At 67.2% G+C, this 21,195-nt stretch carries 8 protein-coding genes; 5 read left to right on the forward strand and 3 right to left on the reverse strand.

What is annotated here, in order from left to right; all coding sequences use genetic code 11:
• Positions 1-327 precede the first annotated feature (327 nt).
• The gene (locus KEG38_RS52710) at positions 328-1,710 is read left to right on the forward strand and encodes a hypothetical protein (protein ID WP_272428572.1); all 1,383 of its coding nucleotides are present in this window, start codon (positions 328-330) and stop codon (positions 1,708-1,710) included.
• 71 nt (positions 1,711-1,781) lie between these two features.
• Here the strand turns inward: KEG38_RS52710 and KEG38_RS52715 are convergent, their stop codons facing one another.
• Complete coding sequence (locus tag KEG38_RS52715; RefSeq protein ID WP_272428574.1) at positions 1,782-2,771, reverse strand: response regulator; 990 nt, start codon at positions 2,769-2,771, stop codon at positions 1,782-1,784.
• Between the two features lie 260 nt (positions 2,772-3,031).
• Between KEG38_RS52715 and KEG38_RS52720 the strand changes: the two genes are divergently transcribed.
• From KEG38_RS52720 to KEG38_RS52735, 4 genes are all read left to right on the forward strand, one after another.
• Complete coding sequence (locus KEG38_RS52720; RefSeq protein WP_272428576.1) at positions 3,032-9,040, forward strand: AAA family ATPase; 6,009 nt, start codon at positions 3,032-3,034, stop codon at positions 9,038-9,040.
• Positions 9,041-9,260: 220 nt separating this feature from the next.
• A complete protein-coding gene (locus KEG38_RS52725) occupies positions 9,261-10,151 on the forward strand; it encodes an STAS domain-containing protein (protein ID WP_272428577.1) in 891 nt (296 codons plus the stop codon).
• A gap of 113 nt (positions 10,152-10,264) precedes the next feature.
• Complete coding sequence (locus tag KEG38_RS52730) at positions 10,265-12,328, forward strand: DUF4215 domain-containing protein (protein ID WP_272428578.1); 2,064 nt, start codon at positions 10,265-10,267, stop codon at positions 12,326-12,328.
• Between the two features lie 112 nt (positions 12,329-12,440).
• Positions 12,441-17,402: an AAA family ATPase gene (locus tag KEG38_RS52735; protein WP_272428579.1), complete on the forward strand. Its 4,962-nt coding sequence runs from the start codon at positions 12,441-12,443 to the stop codon at positions 17,400-17,402.
• On the opposite strand, the gene KEG38_RS52740 is transcribed toward KEG38_RS52735, so the two are convergent.
• A complete protein-coding gene (locus KEG38_RS52740) occupies positions 17,389-19,449 on the reverse strand; it encodes a serine hydrolase domain-containing protein (RefSeq protein WP_272428580.1) in 2,061 nt (686 codons plus the stop codon). The genes KEG38_RS52735 and KEG38_RS52740 overlap by 14 nt on opposite strands.
• Before the next feature lie 45 nt (positions 19,450-19,494).
• Positions 19,495-21,039: a vWA domain-containing protein gene (locus KEG38_RS52745; RefSeq protein ID WP_272428581.1), complete on the reverse strand. Its 1,545-nt coding sequence runs from the start codon at positions 21,037-21,039 to the stop codon at positions 19,495-19,497.
• Between the last annotated feature and the right edge of the window lie 156 nt (positions 21,040-21,195).

Below are 21,195 nucleotides of genomic sequence, written 5' to 3' on the forward strand. Positions count from 1 at the left end.
GGCAAGTCCTCCGGAGGACCCCCCGGATCCGTCACCATCAGCCGCGGGCTCGAACGACTGGCACCCGCAGCAGAGATGCTACGGGTGCTCAGGGAGAATGGGCTCGCGAGATGAGACCAATGCTCAGGCCCCTGGCTGGTCCAGGTCCAGGGGCGGACAGCCCCTGGTGGGGCCTGGGGCAACGCCCCAGCGCAACGGCTTCGACATGAAACCCATGCTCCGCCGCTGGGTGGGGTGTGCGTGTGCGATCCTCGTCATCCCCCTTGCAATACGACCTGTGGCTCGATATTTCCCACGTCTCACTTCAACCCTGGAGAGTGAAAATTGATGAGCCGCTCGATTGGAGTCGGGATGGTGTTTGCTGCCGCGCTGCTCGCCGCGTGCGGCGAAGGAGGGACGAACAGCGACACGGGTGGGGGCGGCGGCGCGACGTCGTCCTCGGCGATGGGGGGCGGCGGCGCCTCCAGCTCGTCCTCGTCCACCGCTTCGGGCGGCGGCAGCCCCGCGCCCGACTGGGCCACGTCGTTGCCCGCGGGCGGCAGCTGGACCGAGCTCGGGGAGTCCGAGCCCTTCACGGCGTGGGTCAAGGCGAACCTCGAGCCCAACGCCGGTTACGTCGGCTCGGCGCCGATCGACGCCGTGCGCGACGCGTACTGCAATCCGGTGTTCGATCACGCGGGCAAGGCGTTTTACCTCTTCGGCGGGGGCCACAGTGACGGCAGCGTCAACGCCGTCTTCAAGCTCGACGCGGCGACGCTGAAGTACAGCATCGTCGTGCCGCCGACGCCGCCCTCCGCGTATCCACCTGCCTACACCGCGCCGAACTCCCCCATCGTCTATCCTTCCGGCGCGACGAACGGGTTTTTCCAGACCGCGGAGACGCTGACGGATCCCGCCGATCTGCCCTATGCGGCGCCGTTCGCCGCGCCCGCGTCGAGCCACACCTACTCCGCGATGAGCTTCGTCGACGGCAAGATGATCCTGCACTATGGCCCCGTGCGCGTCGCCGACGTGGTGAGCGGAAAGTGGACCTCTCTCGAGAAGGACGTGTACGGGCCGCAGCTCGTCAAGTTCAATCCCAACTACTTCGAGGTCGTGCTCCAGGCGGGCACGCGGACGGCCAACGATCCGGCGACCGGCAAGGCGTGGACGACCCTCATCGCCGGTGATGCTGGATTGAACTGGCGCAATCGCGTGCTCGAGATGGATCCCGCCACGCGCACGATCGAGAACGTGGTGGACGCCAAGTGGGAGGTGTCTGGCAGCTCGTCGATCGTGATCGGCGGGCCGTACGTCTACGTCTTCACGCCGACGAATTCCAACGGTACCTCGACCGCCACGCGTGGCTGGCGCATCGACAAGGCGACACGCGCGGTCGAGCACCTGACGCTCACCGGCGATCTGCCGAGCTGGCCTCAAATCTCCCCGAAGCAGGAGGGCATTCCGGTCTTCTACGATGGGGCGAAGATGAATTTCTGGAACTACAGCGTCGAAGCGGATCTCGATGCGTTCTTCCGCGTCGATCTCGAGCCCAAGAGCGGCGCCGGCACCGAGGCGGAGCCCTATGTGCTGTCGTCCACGCGCGAGGCTCGCCCGCCCTCGGGGATGCCCTCGCCCGCGCTGACGTACGAGCTGACCTACATCGCGGAATGGGGCGTCGTGTTGTTCCTGCCGAAAGGCAGCGAAAAGCTCTGGGCCATCAAGCCCTGACGCGATGCCGGCCTTTGCGAGCGGTCCCGAGGCGGCCGCTCGTTCCCTCCGCCGAACAACGAATCTGACAGCTACGCTCGATGACGGGCGGCCTGCATTGCGACCGCAATGCCGTCCTGCAGCGTCGCCTTCGTGACGATTCCTTGCAGGGATGCGTTGATGTGGACGAGCGTCCGGGCGACCTCCGAACGTATCCCGGTGATCACCGTGCGCGTTCCCAGGAGCCTGAGGCCGTTGGCAGCGGCGAGGAGCATGCTGGCGACGTTCTCGTCCACGCGCTTGAGGCCCGTGATGTCGAGAATGACGAATTCGGCGGATCGGCTGCTGGCGCCCTCGAGCATTGCCTCGATGGCTTGCTCGGCCCGGTCGGCGTCCATCGTCCCGATGAGCGGCATGACCAGGATGCGATCCGTGATCGGAATGAGGGGCGTGGAGAGCTCGAGGAGCCGGGTCTGCTGCGCGGCGATGATCTGCTCGTGGAGCGCCGTCTTCTCCGCATTCGCGCGCCCTTTCTCGACGAGCTCGCGCTCGAGCCGCTCCTTGGCATCACGCAGCTCCTCGGTACGGGTCATGAGCTCGACGAGGAGCGCCTCGCGCGCGGCCTCGACGGCGGCGCGCTGACGAACTTCCGCCTCCAGGCTCGTGTTCTTTTCCTGCAGCGTCCGCGTCATGCGCCGGACGGCGATGTGCGGGCGTATGCGCGCCAGGAGCTCCTCGGAATCGAAGGGCTTGCTGATGAAATCCACAGCGCCCGCATGCAGCCCCTGCAGCCGGTGCTCCCGACTGCTCAAGGAGGTCATGAAGACGACCTGCGTGTCGGCGGTTTGTGGGTTGGCTTTCAAGCGCCTGCACACCTCGAAGCCGTCGATGTCCGGCAACATGACGTCGAGGAGAACGAGATCAGGCTGCTCGCGCTCGATCAGGCGCATCGCCATGTTGCCATCCGTGGCAACGGCGAGGTCCAGACGCTCGCCTGACAATGCTTCGAGAAGCGTGTCGAGGTTGACGGGGTTGTCGTCCACCGCGACCACGAGTCCATTGTATTGCGTCAGAGCGTCCATCCAACCCCCGAAGAGTTTAGCGCGGACCCTATCAAGAAGTATCACGGCAGTAAAGCGCCAAGCATTTGGCGCCGCTGCAGGGAGCGCGGGGTCGGCGAGGCTGAAAAAACGCGATTCTGTAGCGTGGGCGTGATTCGATTTACACACGATCTCGAAGTGGTGGGCTTCGATCGTGTGTATGCACGGTTTGGCACGACACGACAGGCCCTCGCATCGTTCACAATTGCATTGACGTGCATCGGCTTTCCGAGGTTACTCTGGTGCAGATCGGGATCGTGCATCTGTACGAGACGCACGGGAGGGGTTCGAAGATGGATCTGACGGGGTATGGATTGGGCGATGTCGCTTACGAGGGAAGCGAGACACGCGTCTACCGCGCGGTGCATCTTGCCTCGGGCACGAAGGTGGCGATCAAGGTCCCGCTGGCCGATGTGCCGAGCCCGCGCGTGATGGGTCGGCTGGTCCACGAGCATCAAGTGCTTCAGCAGCTCGCGACCGTGTCCGGCGTGGCGCGCGTGCAGGGGTTCGCGCAGCGGGACGGCACGGTGGCGCTGGTTCTCGAAGATCCTGGATTTCGCTCGGTCGATCAGGTGCTCGCCACGCAGGGTCGTCTGCCGCTTTCGGCCGGGCTGCGGTTTGGGCGGCGCCTCGCGCGAGTGCTCGAGGGCGTGCATGCCGCCGGTGTGATGCACAAGGACGTCAAACCGCAGAACGTGCTCCTGGATGACGAGTCCGAGCAGGTCACCCTGCTCGATTTCGGCATCGCCTCGATGCTGTCCCAGGAGGCGACCGAGGCGAGCATTCCCGAAGCGCTGGACGGGACGCTCGCGTATATCTCGCCGGAGCAAACGGGGCGCACGGCGCGTGCGCTCGATACACGCACGGATCTCTATTCGCTGGGCGTGACGCTCTTCGAGGTGCTGTCGGGGCGGCGGCCCTTCACGGACCGCGATCCGCTTTCGCTCGTGCACGCGCACCTGGCCAAGACCCCGCCTCCGCTCGATACGGTCGCGCCGGACGTGCCGAGCGTCGTATCGGCGATCGTATCGAAGCTCCTGGCAAAGGATCCCGACCGGCGATACCAAACGGCCCGAGGCGTGGCGGAGGATCTGGAGGAGGCGCTCCGCGCGCTCGAGGAGCGCGGCACGGTGGAGCCCTTCTCGCTTGGAAAGAAGGATTTTTCGCGGAAGCTGCGGTTGCCGCAGGTGCTCGTGGGGCGAGAGCAGGACGTCGAGCGGGTCGGGGAGTCGTTTGCCCGCGCGGCGCGGGGCGCGGCGGAGCTCTTGCTCGTCGGCGGGCCGTCGGGCATTGGAAAAACGGCGCTGGTGCGTACGGTCTACCACGACATCGCGAAGGCCGGGCGCGGGCTCTTGATCGCAGGCAAACACGACCAGCTCGCGCGGTCGACGCCGTACGCAGCGATTGCCCAGGCATTCGGGGGGCTGATGCGTCAATGGCTTTCGAGCCCGAAGACGGTCCTCGAGACCTGGCGAGCTCGGATCCGGGACGAGGTCGGGGACAACGCGCGGCTGATTGCGGACGTAGTGCCGGAGCTCGACCTCGTCATGGGCAAATTGCCGCCGGTGCCGCCCGTGGAGGGCGAGCAGGTCCTCAATCGGCAGAAGCTGACGTGGCTGAACTTCGTTCGAGCCGTCACGACACCGAACCCGCCGCTCGTCATGTTCCTGGACGACATGCAGTGGGCAGACAGCGCCACGCTGATCATCCTGCAGACGCTCCTGACGGACGTGGAGCGAAAATCGCTGCTGGTGATCGCTGCTTACCGTGACAACGAGACACCGCCCGAGCATCCGTTGTGGAAGCTCGTGGAGGCCACGGAGGCGAGCGAAGCCAAGGTATCGAGGCTGACGGTGGGCCCGCTGTCGGAAGAGCAGGTGCAAAAGTGGCTTTCGCGCACGCTCGAGAGCGAGCCGAGTCGCGTGGAGCCGCTGGCCCGTGTGCAATGGCAAAAGACGCGCGGAAACCCGTTCTTTCTGGAGCAACTGCTGCTCTCCCTGCACCGGCAGAAGCACGTGGTGAGGGACCCGGAGAGCGGGGAATGGCGCTGGAATCAAGCGGACCTGGAGCGAGCGCAGGTCACCGATAACGTGGTGTCGCTCCTGACGGACAAGGTGCGAGAAATGCCGGAGGCCACGCAGCAGCTCCTGGGGCTCGCAGCGTGCGCAGGGCATACGTTCCATCTCCAGGATCTCGAGCGATTGAGCGGATGGGAGCGCGCCCGGGTGACGGGGGCGTTATGGCCGGCGCTGCAGGAGGAGCTGGTCGTGCCGGTCGATGGGGCATATCGCCCCGCGCAGGCGCTCGGAGCGGTCGGCGAGGGAGCGCTGGACGCTTCGTACCGGTTCTTGCACGACCGCGTGCAGCAGGCGAGCTACGAGCGAATCTCGCCGGAGCAGCGCGTCCTCGCACACCTCGAGATCGGGCGGCGGCTCTGGGCGCGATATCGAGCCGAAGGGGGCACGCCGCAGCAACTCCTGGAGCTCGTGCGGCACATGAATCAGGGCGCGGCGCGGATCTCGTCCGTGGCGGAGCGCAACGACGTCGCGCGGGTGAACCTGGAGGCCGCTCGCGTCGCAAAGGCGGCGAGCTCGTACCGATTGATGGCCAGCCTGCTGGAGAGCGCGCAGGCGCTCCTCGGCGAGCGATGCGCAGAGGACGAGCGAGCGCTGTCGGTGGAGATTGCCCTGGAGCGCCTGGAGGCGGCCTATCTGCTCCGAGACTTCGACGACGTCGAAGCACGTGCGCTCGACTTGCTCGCGAGGCCTCTTCCGGCGGTGCCTTGGCTGTCGGCGCAGGAGATCCGCGTTCGCTGCTGCCTGGCGACGGGCCAATACGCGCGGGGAATCGAGCTTGGCATTGCGGCGCTCGCGGAGCGGGGTTTTACGTTTCCCGCCACGGACGAGGCGTGTCAGCCGGCGCTCCTCGAGGAATCCGCCGCGCTGGATCGATGGCTGGAGCAAGACCTCGGTGCGTTCGATCGAATGCCGCCCGAGTGGTCCCTGGAGCACCGGCTCATCGATGCCCTGATGACGCAGGCGCAGCTCTGCTCGATCTACGGCGGCCGGCCGATGCTTTACACGCTCATCATCGTTCGCCTGGTCTCCGAGGCGGTGCGACGGAAGTCCCTCACGCCGGCGGCCACCCTCATGCTCTGCAGCTTCGCCAATGTGTGGTCGGTGGCCACGGGCATGTATCGGCGCGTCTTGCGCTGGGTCGAGCCCGGGGTCGTTGCCGCGGAACGCGTGGGGTCCGCGATGCTCCCCGAGTGCCTGGTGCTCCATGGTATCTACATGGTCTATTCCAGGCCCGTCGACGAGACGGCCGCACTCTACGAACAGGCGATCGCGACCGGCTTGAAGATCGGTTCGTTCCAGGGCACGAGCTGGGGCCTCCTGGCCGAGCTGTTCTATCACCGCGTCTGGCGTGGCCTGCCTCTCGGCCAGGTCCAGGCGCAGGTCAAGGCTCGCTGGGATCTCGTGCAGCGCGCGGGAGACGCCGTGGGAAGGCACCACTTCGAGGCGGTCGCGTCCTATTGCGAGGTGCTGATGACGCCCGAGGGCGCCCCGAAACTCCTGAATGACGAGCCTCTGTCGCGAGGTTCGCGCTCCCTCCTCGACGACGGGGACGGGTTCACGGGAGGGCTTGCGCGAACTCTGGAAGCCTATCTGTTCTGCGTCACCGGCAGGTGGGATCGAGCGCTCTCGCGGGCGCGGGACGCAGACCAATTCCGAGCCGACATCCTCGGCATGCCGCCGGTGACGGACATCCCGCTCTTCCTCGCGCTTTCGGCGGCGAAGTGCTGGCATGACGCCGCCGGCCCCGAGGAGCAGGCGCGGCTGCGAGCGCACATCGAGCACGGCCTCGAGCGGCTGCGCTATTTCGCGGAAGGTTCTGCGTCGAACTTCCTCCACAAGCTGCGCCTCGTCGAGGCCGAATACGCCCGTATCCTCGGCAAGACCGAGGAGGCGATCGTCAAGTACGACGAGGCGATCGAGCTTTCGCGCGAGCACCGCTTCCTGCACATCGAGGCTCTTTCGACCCAGCTCGCCGCCGAGTTCCGACTGCAAACGGGCACGAGCCATATCGGTGCCCTGTACATGCGCGAAGCTCGCGACGCCTATGTGCGCTGGGGCGCCGTCAACGTGGCCGCCCATCTGGGCGCGAAATACCCCGCCTTGCTCAAGGCGCCCGTGCACGCGGCTGTCGAGCGCACGGCCCTGACGACCTCGATCACGACGACCACGGGCGCCTCCGCGGGCGCGAATTTCGACGTGAACACCGCGGTGCGTGCGGCGCAAGCGCTTTCGAGCGAGCTCGATCCGGATCGCGTGGTCGGCCGGCTGATGGAGCTCTTGCTGGAGAATGCGGGGGCGCAGCGCGGCGCCCTCGTGCTCAGCCAAGGGGAAACGCTCTCCGTCGTGGCGCGGCTGTCGGTGGAGGGGGCTCGTATCGAGACGGGGCTATCGGAGCCGCTCGGGCAAAGCCAAGACATTCCGGCGACCGTGGTGCAGTATGCGGCCCGCACGGGCGAGCCCGTGGTGGCGGGTGATGCCAGGAACGAAGTGCGCTTCGCCAGCGACCCCTACCTTGCGTCGCGCGCGGTGCTCGCCCTTTTGGCCCTGCCTTTGACGCACCGAGGAAATCTCGTGGGCGTGCTTTACCTCGAACACCGAGACGTGGCGTCGGCGTTCCCTCCCGCGCGCGTGGAGTTCTTGTCGGTGCTGGCCTCGCAGGCGGCCATTGCCGTCGAAAATGCCATGCTGTACCGGGACCTGGAGGCCAAGATCAAGGAGCGCACGGCCGAGCTTCGGATCGCCAAGGAGGCGGCCGATCGGGCGAACCGGGCGAAGAGCGATTTCCTCTCGAGCATGAGCCACGAGCTGCGCACGCCGCTCAACGGCATCCTCGGTTATGCCCAGGTCCTCTCGCGCGCGCCCGAGCTCTCCTCGAAGAGCCGTGATGGGGTGCAAACCATTCAGAAATCGGGCGAGCACCTGCTTTCCTTGCTGGAAGACCTCTTGGACCTCGCGAAGATCGAGGCCGGCAAGATGGAGCTCGTTTCGAAGAGCTTCGACCTTGGCGCCTCGGTGCGCACGGTGGTGGATCTGTGCCGCGTACGCGCAGACCAGAAGGGCATCGCGTTCACCCAAGCGATACGCGCGGGCACGACGTCCACGGTCCATGGCGACGAGAAACGCCTGACGCAGGTGCTCTTGAACCTCGTGAGCAACGCCATCAAGTTCACCGAACGAGGAAGCGTGAGCCTCGCCATCGAGGAGCTTTCGCGCGGCTCCAAGGAAGGGGTCACGTTGCGGTTCCGGGTCGAGGATACGGGCCCCGGGATTGCGTCGGAGCACCTCTCGCGCATCTTCGATCCCTTCGAGCAGGTCGGCGATCAAAAGGCGAAAGGCGCCGGCACCGGGCTCGGCCTCGCCATCACGAAGAGGATCGTCGACCAGATGGGCGGCACGATCGAGGTCGAGAGTGAACTCGGCCGCGGAAGCGCCTTCACGGTGATGCTCCCGCTCGCGGGGGCGCCCGCTTCCGCGAGCGCTGACATGGCCCTCGGGTGGGATACCATCACCGGGTATCGAGGAGAACGCCGCACGATCCTCGTCGTGGACGATCACCCGCAGAATCGTGCCCTGGTGAGCGATCTGCTGGTCCCGATTGGCTTTGAGGTCGTCGAAGCCGAGGACGGTGAGGCGGCGCTCCGGCTGGCCAGGGAGCGGAGGCCGGGGCTCATTTTGATGGACCTGGCCATGCCGGGCATGGACGGCTATGAAGCCACGCGTCGCCTGCGGCAGATGCCCGAGCTCGGCGAGGTCGTGATCCTGATCTCGTCGGCGAAGGTATCCGAAGTCGAAGGGCAAGAAGGCGTCCGCGCCGGTTGGAACGATTCCTTGCACAAGCCCGTGCAAGCGAGCGCGCTCTTCGAAAAGATCCAGCGCTTCCTCGGCGTGGAATGGATTCATGCCGAGAAGAAGGCCCCGGTCACGGGGGCGCGGGCGAGTGGACCGCTCGTGCCGCCTTCCGGCGAGGAGCTTGCCCTTCTATCGCAGCTGGTGACGTCGGGGCGGATCCGGATCGTCATGGCGGAAGCGGCGCGCATGGAGCAGAACGAACCGCGACTCGGCCCGTGGCTCGAGCAGCTCAGGGGATTCGCGCGGAGTTACCAGATGAGGAAGCTGCAAGAGTTCGTCGATGGGTATGCCACAGGCACGGTCATGCCCGAGGTGAGCGCTTAGCGCGCACGACCAGGACGGAGCGAAAGACAGGAGCAAGAGACGGGTATGCAAGACTCCACCGGGTAAAGGACCGTCTCTTCGGGTCGATGTCGCTCGTACCCGACGGCTACCGTTCTGGGAATGGGCGCCTGGCAAGCTCCCCGCGTACGTCATTGGACCATCGAGGCCTTGTGCATCGCCTCACGTCCGATCTATGCTGCGCGAGTAGGGGGGCACGTGCATGTATATCCATGCGATCGAGGTCTCGGACGTCGAGAATCATCGTTTCCACGAACCTATGCGCACCGAGCTGGAGCGCCGCATCGCCGAGCTGGAGAGCAAGCTCGAGGCTGCCGAGCATGGGCAGCGCCTCGAGGCGGAGCGCTTCCGGCTGACGGTCGACGGCGCCCCCATCGGGATGGCCCTCGTCGGGCTCGATGGCTCATTCATCCGCGCCAATCACGCGCTCGGCGAGCTGCTCGGTTACGCACCCGCGGAGCTCATCAAGGTGCGCTTCCAGGACATCACGCATCCGCAGGACCTGCAGAGTGACCTCGAGCTCGTCGACCGCGTGCTCCGGGGCGAGCTCGCGCGGTACGAGCTGCGCAAGCGATACTTTCGCAGGGACGGCGCAGTCATCCACGCCGAGCTGCACGTCTCCATGGTGCGCGATGGGCGTGGCGAGCCGCTCCATTTCATCTCGCAGATCCTCGACGTCACCGAGAAGCTGCGCGTCGAGGAGACCCTGCGCGCGAGGCTGGCCGAGCTCTCCACGCCCCTCATTCCCATCCGCGACGATGTCATGGTCATGCCGCTCATCGGCGCGATCGATTCCGAGCGTGCGGAGCGGGTGCTCACGACCCTGCTCACAGGCGTGAGCAAAACCGGCGCGCGCGTGGCGATCGTCGACGTCACCGGCGTGGTCGCGGTGAACGAGCAGGTGGCGAGCACCCTCTTGCGGGTTGCGCAGGCTGTGCGGCTGCTCGGCACGCGCATGGTGCTGAGCGGTATCGGACCGGAGGTGGCGCGCACGTTGATCTCCATCGGCGCCGACCTGTCCGGCATCGTCACCTGTTCGAACCTGCAAACGGCCGTCGCGCATGCCGTCAAGCTCACGCGCGACAGCAGCTAGCCCCCTGCTGTCCGGCGAAATGAGCGCCACCACGGGCCGGGGTGGGAGACGCGGCACCGGCAGGCGAATTTTTCCCGCCTCGGAGTGAAAGATCCGCGTAGGATGCCGCCCCCATGAAGCGTCTCTTTGTCGGTATTTCTCTCGGCAGTCTCCTCCTCGTCGCTTGCAGCGACGGCTCCACCCAAACCACGGGCACGAACTCCACTTCCAGCTCCGGCAGCGGCGGCGCGGGCGGCGTCGGCGGCGATGGGGGAGTCGGCGGCACGGGCGGCGCCGGCGGCGCGGGCGGCGTCGGTGGTATGGGCGGCGGCGGCGGTATGGGCGGCGCCGGCGGCGCGGGCGGCGTCGGTGGTATGGGCGGCGGCGGCGGTATGGGCGGCGGCGGCGGAGGAATCGGCGGGGCGGGCGGCGTCGGCGGCAGCGGCGGCAGCGGCGGCGCGGGTGGGGCAGGGGGCATGGGCGGCGGCGGCGGCGCGGCTGGAAACGGCGGCGGGGGCGGCGCTCCTCCTGCTTGCGTCGTCGATGGGGTCGTAAACCCCCCGGAGCAGTGCGACGACGGCAACCTCGTCGACGGCGACGGCTGCGATCAGGATTGTACGTACTCGTGCGTCGACGCCGCGGCCGATTGCCCCGCGGCGCCGGTTTGCCAGCAGAACGCGTGCCTCGCGAACCATACCTGCGTCGCCATCGCCGACCCCGCGCAGGAGGGTACCACGTGTGGCCCGAACGCGACCTGCAAGGCCGGCGTCTGCACGGCCCCCGTCTGCGGCGACGGCGTCGTCCAGGGCAGCGAGCAATGCGATTTTGGCGCGGCGAACGGACCCAATGCGGGGTGCGAGGCGAACTGCACGTTCTCGTGCACCAAGGGGCCGGACTCGTGCCCCGACGCCGAGACCTGCAACGGCGTCGAGACGTGCACGACCGTGATGAACGGCGCGAACGTCGGGCAAAAGTGCATGCCGGGCGTGCAGCTCCTCGACTGCACCGCGTGCGCCTCCGGCGTGTGCGCCTCCGGCATGTGCAAGGCGTCCGTGTGCGGCGACGGCTGCGTCGACCCCATGAACGGCGAGCAATGCGAGCCGCCGGGGACCGTCCTTTGCGACGCGATGTGCAAGACCGCCCCCACGTCCATGTGCGGCAACGGCATTCGTGAGGCCGGCGAGGATTGCGACGACGGGAACCAGGTGAACCTCGACGGGTGCGATGGGGTCTGCAAGTTCGAGCAAGACCTGCGGTCGAATTACCTGAAGATGCAGTTCGCCACCGACGCATTCTGCGCGGCGAACCGGTTCGGCACGGCGATTGACCCGGGTGTGGCCGGTTCCCAGGTCCAGACCTACATCGATCAGGGCGTCAATGCTGGAACGACGGGCTTCCTCTTCAAGATGTTCGGCCTCGCGGCCCTCGTCGGCGTCGACGATCCGTCGGTCGAGCTCGGCGTCGTGCGCGCGACGCCCGTGGCGGGCGCGGGCTACAGCGGAGCGAACGACCTCGATTGGTGGTACAACACGAACACGGCCACGCTCGACGCGGCCCGGAACCCGCTCGACAAGCTCACGGGCAACATCACCGGCGGTGTCTTGAATGCGGGGCCCGGCACGATGAGCATTGCCATCAATTTCTTCCCGAGCGCCGTGACGACCCTCCGGATGTCGAGCACGAAGCTCCGCGTCACCGTCAACGCGGGCTCGACGCCGCTCGTCTCGAATGGGACGCCGCCCGGCCACCTCGCTTCCGAGCACCTGAACCCCTCTTTGCAGAGCTTCGCGAGCCTGGGGCAGAAAGACGCCACGTTCTCCGGCCTGCTCTGCGGCGACATCAGCGCGCGTTCGCTCGCGCAGGCCACCATTCCGCCCGAGCTTCTGCCCGGCGGCTCGCTCGCGTGCACGCAGGGCTACAGCGCCGCGAATAGTTTCCTCGACCTGCTCGTCTCCGGCTGCTCGATCAACGTGGGGTTCGTCGTTCCGGCCCTCTACCCGACGCAGCCCGATCAGGCCGATCCGGCCGCGCCCGTCGGCGGAGCCGGCGCGCCCTACAAGCTCACCGTCAATGCGCAGAAGGTCGTGACGGGCTGCACCGACAAGAACAACGCCGCGGTGAACCTCTCCACCTGCATCGACGCGGCCGCTTATTCGAGCTTCTTCCGGTTCGCAATGGGCCGCGTCATCCTCAAGTAGCCAGGCTGCCCTCTCCGGGGCGATGGTCATACGTGTTCGTGCGTGAAGCCACGAAAGGCAGAGCACGATTGTGCTTGGCGTCGGCCGGGCGCCTGTGTTTTGCTGGCACGTTATGGCCTATCGCCTCGTCGGAGCCGCGATTCACGAAGGCTCGTGCACCGTCATCCATCGTGGACAGCGGGATGACGACCCGACCCCGGTTGTCATCAAGCTCCCACGCGGAGAGGTGACGCCGCGTGACATCGAGCGGCTCCGGCACGAGTATTCGATTCTGAAGAGCATCGACGCGCCCGGCGTGGTCAAGGCCCTTTCGCTCGAGCCGTCCGAGCGAAGCGTCGCGCTCGTGCTGGAGGCGCTCCCGGGCGAGACGCTCGCCGCGCTCCTCCGCGCGCGGCGCCTCGACGTGGCGACGGCGCTGAAGATCGGCCGTGGCATCGCGGGCATTCTCGCCAGCGTCCATCAGCGCGGGATCGTTCACCGCGACGTAAAACCCCAGAATCTTCTTTATCACCCGGAGACGGGGAGCGTCTACCTTCTCGATTTCGGTCTGGCCATGCGGATGTCGGAGGCGACCGGGCGCGGCGCGGAGGCCATGACGGGGACGCTCGCCTATCTCGCGCCCGAGCAGACGGGCCGCATGAATCGAACGGTGGATCACCGCGCCGATCTTTATGCCTTCGGCGTCACCCTTTACCAGATGCTCACGGCGTATTTGCCCTTCACGACCACCGACCCCGTCGAGCTCGTGCACAGCCACATCGCGCGCGTCCCCGCCGCGCCGCGGGAGGTCGACGGGCGGATCCCCGAGGTCGTCTCGGCGCTCGTCATGAAGCTTCTCGCCAAGGCGCCGGAGGATCGATACCAGACCGCGCGCGGCGTCGAGCTCGATCTCGCCGCGTGCATCCGCCAGATCGAGGAAACGGGCACGGTCGAGACCTTCGTACTCGGGCGCCACGACACCGCTGCGGCGCTGCATTTGCCGGAGCGGCTTTATGGCCGATCCGTCGAGGGGAAGGCCTTGCTCGATGCATTCGAGCGGGCACGTCTCGGGCCGGCGGAGCTCGTCCTGATCGCGGGTCCCTCCGGGGTCGGCAAGTCGGCGCTCGTCCACGAGCTCCGCCGGAGCCTTCCTCGTGATGGCGCGCGCTTCATTTCCGGTAAATTCGATCTCCTGAGCCGCAGCGTCCCGTACGGCCCCGTCATTCAAGCATTCCGCGAGCTCTTGCAGCAGCTCCTCGGCGAGAGCGGAGGCGAGCTCGCGTCCTTTCAGGCGCGCCTGTCGCGGGCGCTCTCGGGCAATGGCCAGGTCATCGTGGATCTCGTCCCCGAGCTCGCGAACATCCTGGGCCCGCAGCCCGCGCTCCCCATCGTCGGGCCGGGCGAGTCGCAGAATCGCATGAACCTCGTGCTCAAGAGCTTCGTGCAGGTCTTCACGAGCCCGGACAGGCCGCTCGTCCTGTTCCTCGACGATCTGCAATGGGCCGATCCCGGCTCGCTCAAGCTGCTCGAGGTCCTGCTCGCGGACCGAGATTGCCCCGGTCTCTTGATTCTCGGCGCGTACCGCGACAACGAGGTGGACGCGGCGCATCCTTTGACGGTGACCCTCGCCGTGCTGCGGAACGAGGGCGTCGCCGTGAGCGAGATCGGGCTCCGATCGCTCGGCGCCCCGGAACTCGAGCAATTGCTCGGCGACGCGCTCGCCGTGGACCCGCCACGCGCACGCCCGCTCGCCATGGCCGTGCTGGCGAAGACCCAGGGAAACCCGTTTTTCGTGGGCCAGTTCCTGCACGCATTGCACGAAGGCCAGCAGATCCGCTACGACGCCGAGCAGAGCGCCTGGCACTGGGACCTCGAGGCCATCGAGGCGCGCGAGGTCACCGACAACGTCGTGGATCTGATCGTCGGTAGCCTCGCGCTCCTCGCGGGCGAAACGCAGCGCGTCCTCCGCCTCGCCGCGTGCATCGGCCATACCTTCACGCTGCAAACCCTCTCCACCATCGACGAGCTGTCTCCCGATCGGACCGCTGATGCCTTGTTGCCCGCGATCCGCGAGGGGCTCGTGGTGCAGGAAGCGTCCGATCGATACCGCTTCCTGCACAACCGCGTGCAGCAGGCCGCCTATGCGACGATCGACGAAGCGGACCGGGCCGCGACGCACCTGCGTATCGGGCGGCTCCTCCTCGCGGGAATGGATCCGGGTGCGCCGGATCGGGCCCACTTCGAGGTTGCCTTCCACCTCAATCATGGCGAGGCGCAGATGCAGGATCCCGCCGAGAGGCTCGCGCTCGCCGAGCGGAACCTCGACGTCGGCCGCAAGGCCAAGGCGTCGAATGCGTACGAGGCGGCGGCAAACCATTTCCGCGTCGGCACGACCCTGCTCCCGGAATCGGCTTGGCAGGACCTCTACGCGCTCACCTTCGCCCTGCACAAGGAGCTCGCCGAATGCGATTACCTCTGCGGGCGCTTCGGGCAGGCCGAGGCCTCGTTCGATCGCCTCGTGGAGAGGGCCCGGTCGAAGGTCGACCTCGGGAACGTGTTCGCCCTGGTGCTTCGGCTCCATCAGGTAGCGGGCAAGTACGCCGAGGCTGTCGATGTCGGCTTTCGGGCGCTCGGGCGCCTCGGCATCGAGACCCCCGAGACCGACGAAGCCGTGCAGGCCGCGACGATACGCGAGATGCAGGAGGTCAAGGCGCTCCTCGGCGAAACGCCCATCGAGGCGCTCGTCGACGCGCCCGTGATGACCGACCCCGAGCCGATCGCGGTGATGGGCATCCTGAACGAGCTCCTGTCCTGCTCGTACATCGGCAGGCCCGCGGTGTTCGCGTTCAGCGTCATGCGGGCCGTCCGCCATTCGCTGATCCACGGGAATTCGCCCGAGTCCTGCTACTCGTATAGCTGCTACGCCGTCCTTCTCGTCACATGGGACCAGATCCCGACCGCCGTCGCGGTCTCCGAGATGGCGATGGCGTTGAACGAGCGCTTCGACGACGCCGCGTCGCGCGGCCGCGTGCTGCACGTGCACGGCAACCACATCCATTTCTGGATCAGGCATTACCGCACGTGTTTCCCCATCGTCGAGCGGGCGTTCGACGCTTGCCTCACCGTCGGAGAGTTCGTCAATGCGGGCTTCATTGCCCACGCGGTCACATGGCTCGCCCTGGAGCGGGGGGATGCGCTCGACGACGTCGTCCGGTTCTCCGAGCGCTTCGCCGCCTTCGCGAAGCAGAGCCGGAACGAGCTCATCCTGCTTGCCGTTCAGCTCACGCAGCAGTTTGCCCGGAGCCTCGCGCGCCCCTGGCTCCCAGATCGGCCCCTCGACGACGATCGATTTTCCGGCGACTTCGTCCTCGCGACCTTCACGCGCGCGGGATTCCGCACGGGCATCGCCTTCTATCACATCACCTTGCTCATGCTGCATTACACGGCCGGGCAATACGAGGAGGCGGTGGCATCGGCCGACCGCGCGCGCGACGTCCTCGACGCCGTGCCGACGCTGCCCATCGAGCCGACGTTTTACCTGTACGAGGCGCTCGCCCTGCTCGCACGTGGCCCCGTCGGGGACGCGGAGGCCGCGCGGCGGGATCAAGCGCGAATTGACGCGAGCCGCGACAAACTCGCGCGTTATGCCGAATTCGGCCCCGAAAATTACGAGCACAAACATCTGCTCGTGCGCGCGGAGGCGGCGCGTGTCGCGGGGCGCCATCTCGAAGCGGACGACCTTTACGATCGGGCCATCCTCTCCGCCCGGACGAATGGCTTCACGCCGTACGAGGCGCTCGGGAACGAGCTTGCGGGCCGGGCGCTCCTCGCGCGCGGCAGGCAGCTCCTCGCGCCCATGTATCTACGCGAGGCGCACGCCGCCTACGTCCGCTGGGGCGCGGCGCACAAGGCCGAGCTCCTGACGAAGGAGCACCCGCACATCGTGGCCCACGGCCTCGCGCGTGTGCCGGCGACGCACGCCTCGACCAGCGCGAGCACCTCCGTGGGCCGGGGCGTAGGCGGCGTCGTCGATATGGCCACCGTCTTGCGCCTCGGGCAGGCCCTCGCCGGGGAAATGGAGCTGCCCAAGGTGATCGAGCAGCTCATGCGCATCGTGCTTCGCAATGCGGGCGCCACGCGGGGAGCCCTGATCCTCGATCGGGAAGGCGAGCTGCGGATCGAGGCGACGATCACCCTCGGGCCCGATGTCGTCACGGTATGCGACGAAGGCCCGATGGATGCTTCCGCCGACCTGCCGATCTCGGTGATCCGGTATGCGGCGCGCACCCGCGAGGCCGTGATGCTGGGTGACGTCGCGGCCGATTCGCGCTTCGCGAAGGACGCCTCCCTGCGCGGCCGCGGGGTCCTGTCGATTGTATGCCTCCCGCTCGTGCACCGGCGCCGCCTCGTGGGCGTGCTTTACCTGGAGAATGGCCTCGTCCGCGACGCGTTCGGGGCCGAGCGGGTCGAGTTTTTGGAATTGCTCTGCGCGCAGGCGGCGACGGCGCTGGAGAATGCGCTCCTCGTCGGGCATCTCCAGGAGGCGAGCCAGGCGCTCCGGCAATCGAACGAGCGGCTCGAAGCCGAGGTCGCCCAGCGGACCCACGATTTGCTCGAGGTCAACACGCGGCTCACGCAGGAGCTCGTGGAGCGAGAGCGCGCCGAGCAGGCGCGCGTCGCGCTCCAGGAGGAAATCATCCGCGTGCAGACCGACCTCCTCGTGGAGCTCTCCACGCCGCTGATTCCCATCACGGACGAGATCCTCGTCATGCCGCTCATCGGCGCAATGGACGCGCGGCGCGCCGAGCGCGTGATGGATACCGTGCTCTCCGGGGCGCAGAGCAGTGGGGCCCGGGTGGTGATCATGGACATCACGGGGATGAAGACCGTCGACGCCGAGGCCGCGTCCGCGCTGATCCGCGCGGCGTCCGCGCTGCGCCTGCTCGGGATGCAGGCGTGGCTCACGGGCGTGCGAAAGGAGGTGGCCCAGACGCTCATTGCCCTGGGCATCGACCTCGGCGGCATTCTCACGTTCGGGAGCTTGAAGCGAGGCGTCGCGCATGCGGCGCGCCTCGCGCGGGTCACTTCTCGTTGAACACGTACTCGTGCTGGGCGTCGCGGATCGTCAGCGTCCGTTTTGCCCCGCCGCCGACCACGAACTCCACCCCGATCATGCCCGGCGTCGTGGTGACGAACGAGATCGTCCCGTCCGGGTTCTTTTTCGTCGCGACTTCGCTCTTCCACTCGCCGAAATCGAAGATCGTCGCGGCGCCGGCGCGCGACACCTTGACGTCGCCGAGCGCGGCGTTCGTGTAATGGGCGGCGAGCTTCTTGGACTCCGCGGCGTCGGCCGGAGACGTGAGCAGCTTGCGCTCGGCGGCCATTTGCTCGAAGTACATCTTGCCCATCGTCGCGACCTCGGTGTCCGCCTCGGCTTTCCCGTCGAACAGCACCTCGAGCAGCTTGCGCTGGAAGATGCTGCGGATGAGCCAACCCGGATCGCCGTTCGTCAGGACCACGGCCCCGACGCCGTGCTCGGGCAGCCACATCATGTCGCTGTGGAAGCCGATGAGGTCCCCGCCGTGATGCACCACGGTGACGCCCCATTTCTTGTCGACCATGAGGCCCATGCCGTAGGTCGCGTCCGTATTGATGGCGACCTGAGGCGCGCGCCGCGCGAGGAGGATGTCCTTCTCGATGTAGGGTTTTCCGTCCGGCAGCTTGCCCTCGGCGAGCTCCATCTGCACGTATTTGAGCACGTCGTTCACCGTGGCCCAGGCGCCGCCCGCCGGGCGTACGGGAATGACGGCGTCGTTCACCGCCGCGATGGCCCGCGCGGGCTTACCGTCGATGTCCTGCGCGTGCGGGACCGCGTAATTGCCGGTCTGCGCGCGCTTGAAATCGAACGTGGCCCCCTTCATGCCGAGCGGCTCGAACACGCGCGTGCGCATGGCCTCGTCGTAGGCCTTGCCGAGCTCGAGCTTCGGGAATGCCACGTGCCCGCCGAGGAACCCGGCCGCCGCGGCGAGCGGATTCGAATACTGGAAGAGCTCGCCGAATTTGCTCGTCGGCTGCATCGTCGCAAGCGTGCCGAGCGCGCTGTCGGGCGTCACGCCCTGGAACTGGAAGATCCACTCGAGATCCTGCCGCGGCATCCCCGTACACGCGCAGATCAGGTGTTTTACCAGCACGCGGCTCGTCGTGTCCGCATCCCCGAGCTTGAACGAGGGAAAGAGGCTCGTCGCCGGCGTCTCCCACGTGAGCTTTTTTTCCTCGACGAGCTTCGCGAGCATCAGCGTCGTCAGCGCTTTCGTGTTCGACGCGATGATGTACTTCGTGTCCGCGTCCACGGGCTGCTTCTTGCCGAGCTCCCGCGCGCCGAAGCCGCCAGCGAACACCACCTTGCCGCCCTGGATGAGGCCGACGGAGACGCCCGGCACGCCGAGCTTTTGCTGCGCGGTCTCGACGAACTTCCCGAGCGCGGCGATACGCGCCGGATCGAGCGTATTCGCGGTTTTCCCCGCGAACGACTCGCGCGCCCGCCCCTTGGGCAGGAGGCGGCCGTAGATCAACCCGACCTGCGAGCCGCGCTTCTCGCCGACGGCCTGGTCCATGTCGTAGATGACCACGGTCCACGTATCGTTCGCGAACCGCGCCATGGCGCCGACATCACGTTTTTCGTTGGGCGAGGTCTGATAATCGTAGATCTTGATGCGGGTCCAGCCGTCCTTGTCGGGGGCGTCGACCGTCGCCTTGAGCGGCCATTTCTTCTCGGCGCCATAGGCCGCCCACGCGAGCGCGACGGCAGCGTCCGCGTCCTTCGCCTGCACGTCGACGAGCGCGATGCGCGAGCCCGGTTCGGGGGCTTCGAGAATCGTGGCCGGACCCTTCACGCTGATCTTCCAGCCGCTCGGCGCGATGAACGTATTTCCGGCGACGGTGGTCTTCGGCGTATCCGCGGCGAGCCGCTCGCCCGCGACCGCCTGCGGGGCAGGGGCCTCGGGCGCGGCCGTAGGCGTGGCGGAAGCGGCGGGCGCGGACGGGCCCGTCGGCTCCACGGGCGGCGTAGGGGCCGCGGGTTCCGGTGCGGACGAACAGGCGGCGAGCGTGACGAGCGCGATAACAGGTAGGAGCGAACGCATGGCGCGCAATCTACACGCGCGTGCTTGGCAGGGAAAGTTCTGTTCTCACCGGGCTTGCGGCAGCGCGTATTCGAGCAAGATTGCGCCGCCGGTCTCGGTGAAGAACAACGTCTTCAAATCGATCAGGTTCCGCGAGGGCTGTGCGCCTCCCTCCGTCGTCACGCCATATGAGCGCACGTGCTCGACGCCGAGCCCTTGCACGAACGCCGCGACGTTGAAATCGTAAGCCACGGGCGTCACGAGATAATCGAAGGCCCGGAAATACCGGAGCATGTCCTCGCCCGATTGTACGAACAAGTAATTGCCGCCCCGGCTGTTCGTGATCGCGTGGATCACCGATTGGTGGAAATTCTCCCCGACCCCGAGCGCGGTCAGGCCGATCCGAGCGTTCGCCTGCTCGGTCACGAGCCGCTCGAGCGAGGCGGTATCCGTCACGCCCGTGTTGAGCCCCGCGTCCGAGATGAGGATCACGCGGTGCTCGTAGCCCGGCAGGCGGTCCACGTTTTCCCGGACGAGCGTGAATCCGTCGCGCAGCCCGGCTTCCAGGTTCGTCGAGCCGCGGGTTTGGAGAGCCCTCACCTTGGCGATGAGCGCCGGCTTGTCGCGCACGGGCGCGGGCCGGACGAGGATTTCGCTGTTCGTCTCGAAGAGGACGATCGACAGCATGTCCTGCTCGTCGAGCTCCTCGATCGTGCGAATGAGCGCGTCCTTGGCCCATTCGAGCCGCGATTTTTCGGTGCCGTCCGTGGCACCCATCGAGCCGCTGACGTCGAGCACCACAGCGAGGTTCAGCGGATCGCGCCGGAAGGCCTCCTCAGTCACATTCGAGCTCATGCCGAGCTGCACGTACAGCCGGCGTTTTTCGGAATCGACGGCCACGGCTGGATTCACGCAAACGAGGGACGAGCAGGCCTCGGCGCGGGTGAGCGGGAGGGAAAACTCGCGCAAAAATCCCTCGACGGTGAGCACGTCGGCCTTGGGTACGCTTCCATCCCGCACGAGCTTGCGGAAATACCCGAACCCCTGCGCCCCGCCGCCCCCGAGGGCGAGCCCACCGCCGCCCGCACGCGCGGCGAAATACAGCGCCCCGTGCAGCGGAGCGGGCTGCGGCGGCGAATAACCGCCGACGGGCGCATGACCCTGCGCCATGTTCGCCGCGAGGGAGCGCGTAAGATCCAGGACCTCCACGACGTCCTGATCCACGCGAAGCCGCGGATTCGCCAGGATGCGGGCGTCCATGGCCTGGATTTCGGTGCGCAATGCAGAAGCGACAGCCATTCGAGGGGTGGCGCAATCGATGGCGACCCGCCCGATCTCGGAGCGAACGGGGGCCGGGCAGGCGTTCTCGTACCGGTCGAGGAAATCCACGAGGGTCTGGGCAGTCTGCGCCAAGAAAATCGTCTTTTCGATCCCGGGATCGGTGGCGACGAGGCCAGGGCCCCCGAGCGGCGGGATTTCGATGGATCGGGATCCCGATTCGGTGCGTGCATTGTCTGCGCGCTCGTAACGCCAGGAGACCTCGACGCGTGACGCGGCGAGCGCAGGCTGCCCGAAGAGGACGAGCGTCGCGAGAAACAAGAGGATCTGCATGGAAACCTCCTTCCCGGGCCGTGCCCGGGTGAGGGGAGGAAGCAAGAATCGTAAACCGCCGCGCCGGGGCGCTGCCCCGGGCCCCGCGGGGGCTGTTCGCCCCTCGACCCGAACCAGGGCAAGCCCTGGACCATTTGGGGAAGAACTGCACAATGC

This window comes from Polyangium jinanense (assembly GCF_028435265.1).
Taxonomy (GTDB): domain Bacteria; phylum Myxococcota_A; class Polyangia; order Polyangiales; family Polyangiaceae; genus Polyangium; species Polyangium jinanense.

Bases quoted from the DNA above. Each gene is read 5' to 3' on its own strand.
- KEG38_RS52745 (WP_272428581.1), bottom strand. From the start codon at position 21,039: ATGCAGATCCTCTTGTTTCTCGCGACGCTCGTCCTCTTCGGGCAGCCT.
- KEG38_RS52710 (WP_272428572.1), top strand. From the start codon at position 328: ATGAGCCGCTCGATTGGAGTCGGGATGGTGTTTGCTGCCGCGCTGCTC.
- KEG38_RS52725 (WP_272428577.1), top strand. From the start codon at position 9,261: ATGTATATCCATGCGATCGAGGTCTCGGACGTCGAGAATCATCGTTTC.
- KEG38_RS52715 (WP_272428574.1), bottom strand. From the start codon at position 2,771: ATGGACGCTCTGACGCAATACAATGGACTCGTGGTCGCGGTGGACGAC.
- KEG38_RS52730 (WP_272428578.1), top strand. From the start codon at position 10,265: ATGAAGCGTCTCTTTGTCGGTATTTCTCTCGGCAGTCTCCTCCTCGTC.
- KEG38_RS52735 (WP_272428579.1), top strand. From the start codon at position 12,441: ATGGCCTATCGCCTCGTCGGAGCCGCGATTCACGAAGGCTCGTGCACC.
- KEG38_RS52740 (WP_272428580.1), bottom strand. From the start codon at position 19,449: ATGCGTTCGCTCCTACCTGTTATCGCGCTCGTCACGCTCGCCGCCTGT.